Raw genomic sequence first — 12,164 nt, 5'->3', positions numbered from 1 at the left:
GGAGGGACTCGGGGACATCGCGTGCCACCGCACCCTGTCGACGAGCGGTGATAGACAAAACCAATAAGTGCGATTCGATCAATCAATCCTTGATATGCCATCCGACCACTAACATAGCGGTCATTGCATCTACGGATGCATGCCCTCCGCTTTATTCATCAGACCTCAACCTAGGAAGCATTCACATGTCTCTGATCAACACCCAAGTCCAGCCCTTCAAGGCCCAAGCCTTTCACAATGGCAAGTTCATTGAAGTCAGCGATGCCAGCCTCAAGGGCAAGTGGTCTGTGCTGATCTTCATGCCCGCCGCTTTCACCTTCAACTGCCCCACCGAGATCGAAGACGCGGCTGACAACTACGCTGCCTTCCAAGCCGCAGGTGCAGAGGTCTACATCGTCACCACCGACACCCACTTCTCGCACAAGGTGTGGCACGAGACCAGCCCGGCCGTCGGCAAGGCTAAGTTCCCGCTGGTGGGTGACCCCACCCACGCCCTGACCAACGCTTTTGGCGTGCACATCCCTGAAGAAGGCCTGGCTCTGCGCGGCACCTTTGTGATCAACCCCGACGGCGTGATCAAGACCATGGAAGTGCACTCCAACGAAATCGCCCGCGATGTGTCGGAAACCCTGCGCAAGCTGAAGGCTGCTCAGTACACCGCCGCCAACCCCGGCCAAGTTTGCCCCGCCAAGTGGAAAGAAGGCGCCAAGACCTTGGCGCCCTCGATCGACCTGGTCGGCAAAATCTAATTTCACGATCTGTGTTGTTAGAGCAAGAAGCGGCCCACAAGGCCGCTTCTTTCCCCCGGCCCGATCACCCGATCAGGCCTCGTTGAAAGCGCCACTGGCCTGTTCCAGGGGTGTTTTCAACGAGGTCAGACACACCTCGCCTGAACACACCGCAAAAGGAACACCGCCATGCTGGACGACAACACCAAAGGCCAATTGGCCTCTTACTTCGAGCGCATCACCCAGCCCATTGAGCTGATTGCCAGCCTCGACGATTCTCAAGGCGCCGCCGACATCCGCGAGCTGATCACCGAGATCGCCGCCATTGCACCCGCCAAGATCAGCGCCCGCTTTGACGGCAACTTCGCCCGCAAGCCCTCCTTCCAGATCACCCGCGTGGGCCACAACATGGGCGTGCACTTTGCTGCCCTGCCCATGGGCCATGAGTTCACCTCGCTGCTGCTGGCGCTGCTGTGGGCCGGTGGCCACCCGCCCAAGTTCGAGCCCGAAGTGATAGCGCAGATCAAGGCCCTGGACGCCGACCTGCACTTCACCACCTGGATGAGCCTGACCTGCCACAACTGCCCTGATGTGGTGCAGGCCCTGAACCTGATGGCCGTGCTCAACCCGCGCATCAGCCATGTGGCCATTGACGGCGGCCTGTTCCAAGCCGAGGTCGAAGAGCGCCAGATCATGGCCGTGCCGGCGGTGTTCTTGAACGACGCCACCTTTGGCTCGGGCCGCATGGAGCTGAGCGACATCCTGGCCAAGGTGGACACCGGTGCGGCCGCGCGCGACGCCGCCCGCCTGGCCGACAAAGCCCCCTACGACGTGCTGATCGTGGGCGGTGGCCCCGCAGGTGCCGCGGCTGCGGTGTACGCCGCGCGCAAAGGCATCCGCACCGGCGTGGTGGCCGAGCGCATTGGTGGCCAGACCCTGGACACCCTGGGCATCGAAAACTTCATCTCCGTCAAAGAGACCGAAGGCCCCAAGTTCGCCGCAGCACTCGAAGCGCACATGCGCGCGTATGACGTGGACCTGATGGGCGGCCAAAAGGTCGACGCCCTGCTGCCCGCCGCTGAAGCGGGCGGCCTGGCGACCCTCAAGCTGGCCAATGGCGCTGAGCTGAAGAGCAAGACGGTCATCCTGACCACCGGCGCGCGCTGGCGCAATGTCAATGTGCCCGGTGAGCAGCAGTACAAAACCAAGGGCGTGGCCTACTGCCCGCACTGCGACGGCCCGCTCTTCAAGGGCAAGAAGGTCGCCGTCATCGGCGGCGGCAATTCGGGCATTGAGGCGGCGATTGACCTGGCCGGCGTGGTGCAGCACGTCACCGTCATCGAGTTTGCCGAGCAGCTCAAGGCCGACGCCGTGCTGGTCAACAAGCTCAAGAGCCTGCCCAATGTGGAGATCCACACCAACGCCCAAACCACCGAGATCACCGGCGACGGCCAAAAGGTCAACGGCCTGCGCTACAAAGACCGCGCCACCCAAGAAGAGCACCACCTCGAGCTGGCTGGCGTGTTTGTGCAGATCGGCCTCGTGCCCAACACCGAATTCTTGAAGGGTGTGGTGGAGCTGACCCGCTTTGGCGAGATCGTCATCGACGCCAAGTGCCACACCAATGTGCCGGGCATTTTTGCGGCGGGCGATGTGACGACCGTGCCCTACAAGCAGATCATCATTGCGTCAGGCGAGGGGGCTAAGGCGGCACTCAGCGCCTTTGACCACCTGATCCGCAGCTAAACCCTTTGCGGCGCGGCCAATCGGCCGCCGCTGCGGCGGGCGTGTCAGCCTCTGCGGCGGCTTGCGGCCAAGCCCAACGCGGCCAAACCGGCCAACATCATGGCCAAGGTCTTGGGCTCAGGGGTGGGGATCAGGGGCGGGTCTGCAAGGCGAGCGCTGCTGGCGGCTTCTTGCTGGGCGCTTGGAGCACTCAGCAAGGCAAAGCTGTCCGCAGACTTGGTGACCAGTGGGGCCGACGCAGCGTCTGACACAGGCGCCACCTCGGCGCGAGCCTGTGCAGCCCAGCCGTTGCCGGTCAGGGCAAGCAACACGGCGGCGGTGGCGGTGGTGGTCAGCAAAGTACGCATGAGGGCAGTTTAGAACCCCACCCTCTGGGCTTGAATCCTCTGCCGCCTCATTGCGGCGGGTCTTGTTACTTTAGTCACAAATTCGGTGGCGAAAGACCAAGCTTGCGCTCAACATCTCGCATGCCAGAGAGCATCCTTCCGTGCCTCTGGTCGCTTTGGCATACGCTTGCAGCTTGTTGTGACCCAGATTTACGTGGCTCCCCATGAAAAACATCACCGTTGTCGGCACAGGCTATGTGGGACTCGCCAATGCCGTGCTGCTGGCCCAGCGACAGTGCGTCACAGCCTTAGACGTCGACGCTGACCGGGTGGCCTTGCTCAAGAGCGGCCTCAGCCCCGTCAGTGATCCCGAGATCGAACACGCCCTGCGCCAGGGGGGGCTTCAACTGCGCTTCACCCTGGAGCCGCAGGAGGCCTACGCCCAGGCGGATGTGGTCATCATCGCCACGCCCACCGATTACGATCCAGACACCCACTCCTTCAATACCCGCAGTGTGGAGAGCGTGGTCAAGGCCGTGTTGGCGATCAACCCCCAGGCCTTGATGGTCATCAAGTCCACCGTGCCTGTGGGCTACACCGAGCGCCTGCGCCGCGAGACGGGCAGCGCCAACATCATCTTCTCGCCCGAGTTTTTGCGTGAAGGCCGAGCCCTGCACGACAACCTCTATCCCTCGCGCATCGTGGTGGGCGAGCGCAGCCCCCGTGGCCAAGCCTTTGCTGAGTTGCTGCGGGCCGGGTCGCTCAAGCCCGACGCAGCCATCCTGCTGACTGAGAGCACCGAGGCCGAAGCCATCAAACTCTTCGCCAACACCTACTTGGCCATGCGGGTGGCCTACTTCAATGAGTTGGACACCTATGCCCTGAGCCATGGCTTGGACACCCGCCAAATCATCAACGGGGTCTGCCTGGACCCGCGCATTGGCGATCACTACAACAACCCGTCTTTCGGCTACGGGGGCTATTGCCTGCCCAAGGACACCAAGCAACTGTTGGCCAACTACACGGCTGTGCCGCAGAACCTGATCGAGGCCATCGTCACCGCCAACACCACCCGCAAAGACTTTGTGGCGCAAGACATCTTGCGTCGCAAACCCAAGGTGGTGGGGATCTACCGACTCATCATGAAGGCCGGCTCAGACAACTTTCGCGCCAGCAGCGTGCAGGGCGTGATGAAGCGTCTCAAGGCCAAGGGCGTCGAGGTCGTGGTTTTTGAACCCCGCTTGCGAGACGACACCTTCTTTGGCTCTCGGGTGGAGCGCGACCTAGACGTCTTCAAACAGCAGGCCGATCTCATCGTGGCCAACCGCCGCACCGCCGTGCTGGCCGATGTGGCGGACAAGGTCTACACCCGCGACCTGTTCGGCGAAGATTGACCCTCAATCCAGCAGCGCCGCACGCAGCGGCTCATGCCATTGGCGGCGCGGGGCATCCCACATGCCAAAGCCGCCCACCAAGCCCCAGTAGGTCCAGCCAATGCCGCGCCGCTCGGCAGCATCGCGCATGATGCGGGCCCAGGCGGCACGGGCCTCCATGGGCGCCCGGTTCAAGGTGCCGAACTCCCCCAGGTGCACTGGGTAGCCCATCTTCACACTCCACTGGTAGGCGGCCTCTATCGGCGCCACGGCTTGAGCGCGTTGGGTCTCATCGCAGCAAGGCTGTCCGGCCGGAAACTTGGCCGGCAACCAACTCGCACCTTGATGGGTGAAGGGGAAGGGGTCATAGGTGTGGAAGCCCACGATCACATGCCTGTCGGCCGGCATCCTCAGCCGCGGCAAATCTTTGGGGTGCCCCCAAGACGTTGGGCCAATCATCACCGTGCGGCTCGGGTTGCTGCTGCGCACCACGGCCAAGGCCTTGCGCAGCAGCACATTCCAAGGCTCGCCGTCGAGCTTGTCGTGCGGCTCATTCAAGAGCTCAAAGATCAGCGTGTCTGGCTTGCGCTTGTAGCGCTCCGCCAACTGGCGCCAAATGCTGAGAAAGCGCGCCTCCACCACCTCGGGCGGCACTTCTTGTTCGCCGCGATGCAAAGCGCTGCCGTGCAGCTGGTTGTAGTGGTGCACATTCACAATCACCACCACCCCTCGGGCCAGCAGGGCGTCAATGCTGGCGTCTACGCGGCGCGCAAAGCCTTCGTCCAGCGTGGCCGCTGCGTCCAGCGAGGCATGGTTGCTCCAGCGCACCGGCAGCCGCACGGTCTTGAAGTGCTTGGTCGCCAAGTCAATGAACTCGGGCTGCATCTTTTGGCCCCAGTCGCCTTCTTGCGGCGGGTCATAGATGTCCCCCAAATTCACGCCGCGTCCCAGGCGCGCCGCCAAAGCGCAGGTCTGGGCCGACACATTGGCGCACTCTGGCCCTGGCGCCGACCATGCGGCACCGGAGGTGGCCAAGAGGGCCGCAAGTGTGAACTTCCAGACAGCACTGTGGGCTGAGCGTGTGTGGCAACGCGTCATATCTGCGAGATCCCTGATTGAAACGGCCATGGCCAAGCGCCCCTGCGTACAATTAGCTACACATTAACGATCTATTCTGACCCAGTCAGCAAGAACACCATAGCGCGGTCCCGCATGCGCTGGAAGTTGAACCGCAGCCATGGCACTGAAGGTAATGGTCATCTCCGCAGGATATGACGCCCAACTCAACGAAATGTCGCATGTCTGGCAAGCGCTGTCAGACAGCAAGGGCGTGGCCGTTGAGGTCATTGCCCCACGGCATGACAAGCTCAAGGCCCGCCGCGCTCCGCAGGCTCAGGCACAGCATGGTGGCGTGCATATCACCTGGCTGGAGCAAGCCTTCCCGCTGCGCATGAGCGCGCAAGCCCTGGCCTTGGCCCAAGCCTTTCAACCTGATGTGCTCTTTGCCGGCCCCCGCGACCACCTGCCTCTGGCAGCGGCCTTAGGCCGCCGCGTGCAGGCGCCCGTGCTGCTGCACACCGAATACTTTTATGCCGACCAGCGCTGGCTGCGTCGGCGAGAGTACCTGGGCTGGCCTGCGCTGCGAGCCCGTGTCGCGCAGCGCGTCCGGCAACACACCTTGGACCAAGCCCATACGGTGTGTATCTCTGACCCCCAAGAGCAGCCCCTTTTTCAGCGCGGCGACGCGGTGGCCTATCTGCCGTGGCCGCATCTGTGCCAAGCGGCCACCCAGCGCTTGACACAAGGTGAGCGCGATCTCTCTACCTTGGTCTACATCGGCTCACTGTTCCGTGCCAAAGGTGCCGAGCGCTTGGGCGACTACTTCGCCCAGGCCTTGGCCGAGATCCCCGACTTGCAGGTGCGCATCATCGGGCCGGTGCTGGACAGCGCTGGGCGCGAGGCTTTGAGCCGCATCACAGCGGCGGGGGGCGCCCGCGCACAGTGGCAAGAGTCATTGCCGCGCACCGAGGCAGAGACCCTGATCGCCCGGGCCTTCTGCATCCTCTCCCCCGGGGATGCAATGGGCTGGGGCCAAATCGGCGATGCCTGGATGGCCGACACCCCGGTGATCGCAGCGCGCGAGCACTACGACCTGCGTGCGGACGACAACTGCCTGATCGCACCCACGGCCTCCGCTTTTGTCGCGGCTGTTCGGCAACTCAGAGCCCAAGCGTCCGAGCGCGCCCGCTTGGCCGAAGGCGGCCAACGCAGTGTGGCGGCCCATGCGGTGGAGCGAGTGGCTGCCACGCTCCATGACCTGCTGGCCCACGCCGCGCTCGCCAAGCGCAAAGAGGCCGCCCATGGATGAGTTCTTGGCCTTGGCCGTAGGGAGCACGCTGGGGGGTATCGCAGCGCTGCTGGCCGTGCTGGGCATTTGGTTGGCCTTGCGGCTTTCGGGCCGATTGAGCACCCATGGCCTCTTGCCTTGGTTCTTTCCGACGCAGGTGGCGGCAGCGGCCATCTCCATGGCGGCCACAGGCAGAAGCTTTGATGCCTCAGGCACGGTTACCTCGGTCGCCGTGACCGCTTCGTGGGCGGGCGAGTGGAGCATCCGCATCGCCTCCATCGTCGCCCTCTGGGGGGCGGTGGACGCCATCATCCGCTGGCTCCGGTCCACCGAGCGCGTGTTCTCATGGCGCCTTGTGCTGATCCTTGCCTTCAGCTTCTTGTGGGTCACGCAAGTTGCCTCGCCTGCATGGTGGGGGCGTCATCCCAGCTTCCAAACGTACTGGGTGTATGCACTGCCCGTGGGCGTTGGCCTGCTCTGCCTAGATGCGCGAGCCGCTCGGCAGACTTTGCTGTGGTTCCGTGACGCGCAAGTGTTGTTCTGTTTCTTGAGCTTGGTGCTGGCCGTGGTGTGGCCGGACCTCGCCCTGCAGCGCGACTACGAACAAGGCTTTATTGACGGCCTGCCTCGGCTGGCGGGCTTGGCGCCACATCCCATTTCTTTGGCCGGTGTGGCCGCTACCACCCTGGTTGTTTTGCTCTACTTCCCTTATGCGCGCCCCTGGTTGCAGCGCCTGGCGATGCTGAGCAGCGTGCTGGTCGTGTTGTTGGCCCAATCCAAAACTGTGTGGCTGATCTTGGCCCTGGCGCTGCCCATGGTCTTGGCCTACCAAGGGCGTTTTCCCACTTGGCGCAGCCTCTCGCAACAAACGCCGCGCACGTGGCTCGTGGGGGCTTATGGGCTGGTCTTGGTGGGCTCGCTTTCAGGCTTGGCTTTGGTGGTGTCGGGTGAGGTGGGTCACAAGCTCAACAGCTTCTTGGCGTCCTCCGACGGAGCGCAGCTGATGAGCCTGACGGGGCGAGACCGCATCTGGTCCGTGGCCTTGGAAGAGTGGCGCCAAGACCCGCTGTTTGGCTACGGCATGCCCTTGTTTGATGAAGCCCATCGTGCAGCCGTGCGCATGGGGGCGGCGACGCACGCCCACAACCAATTTGTGGACAGCCTGGCCCGTGCAGGCCTGGTGGGCTTGGTCGGCGCCGTGGCCTATCTCCTGGTCTTGGTGGCCGCAGCTTGGCGCGTGGCCACCCCGAGCCGGGGCTTGAGCCTGGGCTTGCTGGTGATCTTGCTGGCCTTTGCCATCACCGAAGTCCCACTTTCCCTGACGGGCATTGGCCTAGCGAATTTCTATCACATGGTGCTCTTGGTGGTGCTGGGCTCGGCCCTGGCGGGGCGTGGTGCTGACGAGGAGAGCCCGCGTGCGCAGTGATTCCACGGCTCCCTTCTTCACGGTGCTCATCGCGCTCTACAACAAGCGTGAACACATCGAGACCACGCTGCGCAGCGTGCTGGCGCAGCGCGATAGCGACTTCGACATCATCGTCGTGGACGATGGCTCCACCGATGGCAGTGCCGACCTTGTGCGGGCCCTGGTCGACCCCCGTATCCATCTCATCAGTCAGCCCAACGGTGGCGTCTCCTGTGCCCGCAACACGGCGGTGGCGGCGGCCAGGGGGCAGTGGTGTGTGTTTCTCGATGCAGACGACCTGCAGCACCCGCAGTTCCTTTCTGCACTGCGCCACTTGGCGGTGCGCCACCCCCAGTGCGGCATGGTGGCCACGGGTTCTGAGAACGTCTTGGCCCATGCCAAAACGCCTTGGCTACAGCAAGCACAAGCAGCGGCCGAGCTACAGCCTCACCCCGACACGACCGAGATCATCGACGACCTGCCCGCTCGCTGGATGCGCGGCCCTTGCTTTCTGACCAGCTCGCTGGCCGTCAAGCGCGAGCTGATTCAATGCATGCCCTCCGGCTTTGCCGTGGGGGAGTCGCATGGCGAAGACCTGGACATGTGGTTTCGCCTGGCTGAGCGCACGGCGGTCGCCTTCACGCCCTTGCCCTTGGCCGGACGGGTGGTGGACCCGAGCGGCTTGTCCAGCCAAACCGCCGCACGCAGCGAGCCGCCCTTTGCCGAGCGCATGGTGCAGCGCGTGCGCCACGGCGAATGCCCCGAACGGCTTCACCGCTCAAGCTTACGTTACATCACTCACTATCGGCTCTTCCTGGCCCGTACTGCCGTGGTGTGTGGCCATCGCCGCCTGGCGCTGGGACTGCTGTGGCGGGTGCGTACCGTCTGCTACACCCCTGGCTGGCTGCTGACACTCTTGCTCACCTTGCTGCCGCGCCGCTTGGCCTATCCTCTGCATCGCTGGCGTATTGACGGAAAGGTGCCCGCATGAGTCGCCCCTCCGCTTGGGCATTTTTTGAAGACCTCCGCGTTGCGCAGGAGGGCTTGCTGTCGCTCGGTTTTTGGGCGCTGCAGGTCTATCGCCTCGGGCACTTGCGCTACCGCTTCCAGACCCGCTTGATCCGCTGGCCGCTGGCGGTGTTGCACATCGTGCTGGCCAAGTTGGCCGAGATGCTCAGCGGCATCACCATTGGCGTGCAGGCCCGCATTGGGCGCCGCTTGGTCATCGAGCACTCGGGCGCCATCGTCATCCACGGCCTCGCCTCGCTGGGCGACGACTGCATCATTCGCCAAGGCGTGACCCTGGGCAACCGCACGTTGGATGACCCACTGGCCGCGCCGCAACTCGGCCATCGCGTCAATGTAGGCGCCGGCGCCAAGATCCTGGGCCGCGTCATCATTGGCGACGACGTGGACATCGGCGCCAATGCCGTGGTGCTGTGTGATGTGCCCAGCGGCCATGTTGCCGTGGGCGTGCCCGCCCGCGTGCGGCCCAAGCGGAGTTCGCCCCGCCCATGAGTCCGCAACCCTGTGTGGTGTCAGTGCTGATCAAGGCCCTGAACGAAGAGCGTCACATTGCCCGCGCCATTGAGTCCGCGCTGGCGGCAGTGGCGCGCGTGGGGGGCGAGGTCGTGCTGGCGGATTCGCTGTCGACCGACCGCACCGTCCAAGTCGCCGCCACCTACCCCATCACCATCACCCAACTCAGCCATGCAGACCAGCGCTCCTGCGGTGTCGGGCCGCAGTTGGGCTATCAGCAGGCGCAGGGTCAGTTCCTCTACATCCTCGATGCAGACATGAAGCTGCATCCCGATTTCCTGCCCCAAGCCCTGGCCTATCTGCGTGCCCACCCCGAGGTGGCGGGCGTGGCCGGACAGGTCGTTGAGCACAACCAAACCAGCCTGGAGTTCCAAGCTCGCATCGAGCGCGGTGGCGGCCATTGGCAGCCCGGCCCGGTCGACAGGTTGGACATGGGTGGCCTGTATCGGCGCGACGCCATCGAGCAAGTCGGCTACTTCAGCGACCGCAACCTGCACAGCTACGAAGAACTAGACTTGGCCCTGCGCCTGCGCGCCAAAGGCTGGCGCCTGCAGCGCTTGGACATTCCTGCCATCGAGCATTGGGGCCACGACCTGCCCGCCTTCACCCTCTTGCGCCGCCGCTGGCGCAGCGCCTATATCAACGGCATTGGCGAGATCACCCGGGCCGCCTGGCGCAGCCCGCACTGGCCCTTACTGCGGCAAGACTTGCGCGAGCTCAAGCTTTATGCGGCCTGCTTGGCCTGGGCACTGTGCGGCCTGATCGCGGCGAGCGCCCTGGCCCTCAGTCGGCAGGGTATTGCCGCGCTGAGCGTGCTGGCGCTGACCCTCGCCGCACCATGGCTGGCCCAGTGCTGGCGCAAGCGCCATTGGGCCAAGGCCAACTACGCCACCGTGTCGCTCTGGCTGCATGTGGGTGGCTTGCTGCGCGGCCTGCTGCAAGGCCGCAAGGACCCGCGCAGTCGCATCCCCAACAGCGTGCTGCAGCGCGCAGGGGTGCCGCGTTGACGGCCTTGGCTGACCTGCATCGCGCTGACTTGGCCGCCGCTGGCCTGGGCAGCGGCCGCTGGGCGTTGTGCCGCGCATTGCTGCTGGAACCCGGCTTTTTGGCGGTCTATCTCTATCGACGTGCGCACCAGGCCCAGGGGCGTCAGCGGCACAAGTGGGCTCGGGTGTTGTGGCGCTTGAATGTGGCGCTCACCAGCTGCCACCTCAGCCCCAAAGCCGAGGCCGGCCCGGGCCTGGTCTTGCCGCATGCCGTGGGGGTGGTCATGGGCGAAGGCGTGCGTCTGGGCCGGGGTGTCACGGTCTATCAGCATGTCACGCTGGGCCGCTCCATTCGTGATGGTTCGTATCCCACTGTCGGCGATGGCGTGGTGATCTACCCCCAGGCCATGGTCATCGGTGGCGTGCATATTGGCGAGGCTGCCGTCATTGGCGCCGGGGCCGTGGTTCATGCCCATGTGCCCAGTGGGGCGGTCGTCAGAGGCGCGTCTACGCAGTGGCAGCCAGAGGCCACCTCATGAATACGCCGCGCCGCGTGCTTTATCTCAAGAGCGGGCAGGCCGTTCAAGAGGCGCAGCAACTCCTGCCGCGCTTGGGTGAGTTGCCCGATGGCGGGCCCGATAAATTCTTGCTGGCTGTGCTGTGGCTGTGCCGCGCCGGTCGTCTGCGCGTGGTGTCTGTGGGCAGCATGGCGGAGTCGACCGAGCTGGGCGCTGTGCAGGCCCATGCCTATGCCACGCGCGCCGAGCCCGCCAACCGCTGGGTCAAGGCCTGGCGCTTTGCGCGGGACCTGAGCCACTTTGTGCTCAGTGGCCTGCGTCTGCGCCCCACCCATGTGCTGTGTGGCGAAGGCGGCTTGTTTGCGGTGGCCGCCTGGGTGGTGGCTCGGCTCAGCGGGGCCAGCCTGGTCCTGCTGTGTCACAACGCCATGACCTTGCCAGGCACCTCGGCGGTCTATCGCCGCTCCAACGCGTTCCTCTGCCCGCGGGCCGACTGGGTGGTCGCCCATGGCCCCTACGTCAGGCAAGAGGCCTTGCAGTTGCGCGGGCATGAGCGGCAACTGCTGGAATTCAACAACGCCCTCGACGCCGCGCAAGTGGCGCATTTGGCGGCCCTGAGTGCACGCTCATCCGTCACACCTCAAGCACTGCAAGTTGTCTTTCTCGGGCGACTCGAAGCGGCGAAAGGCGTGTTTGATCTGCTGCAGGCCTGCCTGAGCTTGCGTCGCGCGGGCTGCCCGCTGCAGCTCAGCTTTATCGGCGGCGGTGCTGCCTTTGCGCCACTGAAGCGGGAGGTCTCGCGGCATGATGCTGACGCCTGGGTTCGCGTGCTGGGTGCTGTGCCCTTTGAGGCTGTGTTCGAGCACCTGCGCACCGCCACTGTGGTGGCCACACCCTCACGCGCCAGCTTTCCCGAAGGCTTTTGCAAGTCGGCCATGGAGGCCTTGTTTGTGGGCGTGCCCGTGGTTGTGCCTGACTACGGCCCCTTCCCTCACTTGGTGACCCACGAGCACAACGGCCTGCTCTACAAGGCCGACGATGTCAGCAGCTTGGCTGACCAGTTGCAGCGCATCTTGTCAGACGCTGATCTCCGCCAGCGCCTCAGCGCCGGTGCTGCCGCTTCGGGGCGCGCCTTGATGCAACCCGACACCACCTTCTTCAAGGCGCTGAGCCGCGTGTTTCAAGAGACCTGACTT

At 64.4% G+C, this 12,164-nt stretch carries 12 protein-coding genes; 10 read left to right on the top strand and 2 right to left on the bottom strand.

The genetic code is table 11. The features are described 5' to 3' along the window. The first annotated feature begins 185 nt into the window (after positions 1-185). Together ahpC and ahpF are read left to right on the top strand one after the other, a co-directional pair. Entirely contained in the window at positions 186-749 is a 564-nt protein-coding gene (gene ahpC / locus ACIQ3Q_RS04560; RefSeq protein ID WP_396267804.1) for an alkyl hydroperoxide reductase subunit C, read from the top strand. 168 nt (positions 750-917) lie between these two features. After that, a complete protein-coding gene (ahpF, locus tag ACIQ3Q_RS04555; protein WP_396267803.1) occupies positions 918-2,474 on the top strand; it encodes an alkyl hydroperoxide reductase subunit F in 1,557 nt (518 codons plus the stop codon). 44 nt (positions 2,475-2,518) lie between these two features. Here ahpF and ACIQ3Q_RS04550 read toward each other — a convergent pair whose 3' ends face one another. Then, positions 2,519-2,821, bottom strand: coding sequence for a PEP-CTERM sorting domain-containing protein (locus tag ACIQ3Q_RS04550; protein WP_396267802.1), 303 nt, complete (start codon positions 2,819-2,821; stop codon positions 2,519-2,521). Positions 2,822-3,024: 203 nt separating this feature from the next. Here ACIQ3Q_RS04550 and ACIQ3Q_RS04545 point away from each other — a divergent pair, with 203 nt between their 5' ends. Then, positions 3,025-4,194, top strand: a complete 1,170-nt coding sequence (locus tag ACIQ3Q_RS04545; RefSeq protein WP_396267801.1) for a nucleotide sugar dehydrogenase — start codon at positions 3,025-3,027, stop codon at positions 4,192-4,194. Between the two features lie 3 nt (positions 4,195-4,197). Here ACIQ3Q_RS04545 and ACIQ3Q_RS04540 read toward each other — a convergent pair whose 3' ends face one another. Further along, entirely contained in the window at positions 4,198-5,271 is a 1,074-nt protein-coding gene (locus tag ACIQ3Q_RS04540; protein ID WP_396267800.1) for a glycoside hydrolase family 5 protein, read from the bottom strand. Between the two features lie 139 nt (positions 5,272-5,410). On the opposite strand from ACIQ3Q_RS04540, the gene ACIQ3Q_RS04535 reads away from it, so the two are divergent. The 7 genes from ACIQ3Q_RS04535 to ACIQ3Q_RS04505 are packed head-to-tail and all read left to right on the top strand — an operon-like array spanning position 5,411 to position 12,161. Beyond that, the gene (locus ACIQ3Q_RS04535; protein WP_396267799.1) at positions 5,411-6,541 is read left to right on the top strand and encodes a hypothetical protein; all 1,131 of its coding nucleotides are present in this window, start codon (positions 5,411-5,413) and stop codon (positions 6,539-6,541) included. Next, positions 6,534-7,946, top strand: a complete 1,413-nt coding sequence (locus ACIQ3Q_RS04530; protein WP_396267798.1) for an O-antigen ligase family protein — start codon at positions 6,534-6,536, stop codon at positions 7,944-7,946. Before ACIQ3Q_RS04535 ends, ACIQ3Q_RS04530 begins: the two co-directional genes overlap by 8 nt. After that, positions 7,936-8,916 carry a glycosyltransferase family 2 protein gene (locus ACIQ3Q_RS04525; protein WP_396267796.1) on the top strand — a complete coding sequence of 327 codons (981 nt, stop codon included), beginning with the start codon at positions 7,936-7,938 and terminating at the stop codon, positions 8,914-8,916. Before ACIQ3Q_RS04530 ends, ACIQ3Q_RS04525 begins: the two co-directional genes overlap by 11 nt. After that, the gene (locus tag ACIQ3Q_RS04520; RefSeq protein WP_396267795.1) at positions 8,913-9,443 is read left to right on the top strand and encodes a serine O-acetyltransferase; all 531 of its coding nucleotides are present in this window, start codon (positions 8,913-8,915) and stop codon (positions 9,441-9,443) included. The genes ACIQ3Q_RS04525 and ACIQ3Q_RS04520 overlap by 4 nt, the downstream gene beginning before the upstream one ends. Next, positions 9,440-10,471 (top strand): glycosyltransferase, encoded by a 1,032-nt coding sequence (locus ACIQ3Q_RS04515; RefSeq protein WP_396267794.1) that lies wholly within the window; start codon positions 9,440-9,442, stop codon positions 10,469-10,471. The genes ACIQ3Q_RS04520 and ACIQ3Q_RS04515 overlap by 4 nt, the downstream gene beginning before the upstream one ends. Next, positions 10,468-10,989, top strand: coding sequence for a serine O-acetyltransferase (locus tag ACIQ3Q_RS04510; protein ID WP_396267793.1), 522 nt, complete (start codon positions 10,468-10,470; stop codon positions 10,987-10,989). The genes ACIQ3Q_RS04515 and ACIQ3Q_RS04510 overlap by 4 nt, the downstream gene beginning before the upstream one ends. Continuing rightward, on the top strand, positions 10,986-12,161 hold the full coding sequence (locus ACIQ3Q_RS04505; protein WP_396267792.1) for a glycosyltransferase family 4 protein: 1,176 nt from the start codon (positions 10,986-10,988) through the stop codon (positions 12,159-12,161). Before ACIQ3Q_RS04510 ends, ACIQ3Q_RS04505 begins: the two co-directional genes overlap by 4 nt. Positions 12,162-12,164 lie beyond the last annotated feature (3 nt).

Origin of the sequence: Ideonella sp. (assembly GCF_044358605.1) — a bacterium.
GTDB lineage: Bacteria > Pseudomonadota > Gammaproteobacteria > Burkholderiales > Burkholderiaceae_C > Ideonella.
The sequence above is the reverse complement of the archived record's forward strand: the minus strand, read 5'-3'. Positions and strand labels throughout refer to the sequence as shown.